The organism is Staphylococcus sp. HMSC065D05 (assembly GCF_001813195.1).
Lineage (GTDB): Bacteria > Bacillota > Bacilli > Staphylococcales > Staphylococcaceae > Staphylococcus > Staphylococcus epidermidis.
Window position 1 is genome coordinate 42,192 of record NZ_KV811739.1, and the last position, 543, is coordinate 42,734.

General features: G+C 29.8%; 1 protein-coding gene. It reads right to left on the reverse strand.

Going from position 1 to position 543, the window contains the following annotated elements:
* Window positions 1–543 (reverse strand): transposase (locus HMPREF2897_RS12190; protein ID WP_141751282.1); only part of this gene is annotated, 543 nt, incomplete at both ends.

Below are 543 nucleotides of genomic sequence, written 5' to 3' on the forward strand. Positions count from 1 at the left end.
GACTACCAATCAAATCTATTTCTTCTTTTGTTAATTCATTATCATGATCTTTTTTAATTTCCGGTATGATTTTATTGGTTACCAATTCATGGTAGAGGGCTTTAGAATCCTCATTCATCTTTGATTCATGGTTTTGAATACTCTTTTTCCATACAAATGTATATCGATTGGCATTTGCTTCAATTTTTGTACCATCAATAAAAATAGCTTTATCATCTATAAGATTTTGTTTTACACACTGACTGTAAAATTGAATAAATAAAGATTCTAATAAAGCATCTACTTTTGGATTTACTCTAAATCGATTAATTGTTTTATAAGAAGGTTTTTGATTTTGTGATAGCCACATCATTCGGATGCTATCATTAAGCATTTTTTCTATTTTACGACCTGAGAATACAGATTGTGTGTAGGCATATAGAATCACTTTTAACATCATTTTAGGATGGTACGAAGTTGCACCACGGTGATGTCTGAATTCGTCGAATTCATTGTCAGGAATTGTTTCAACAATATCATTTACATGTCGTGAAATATCATTTG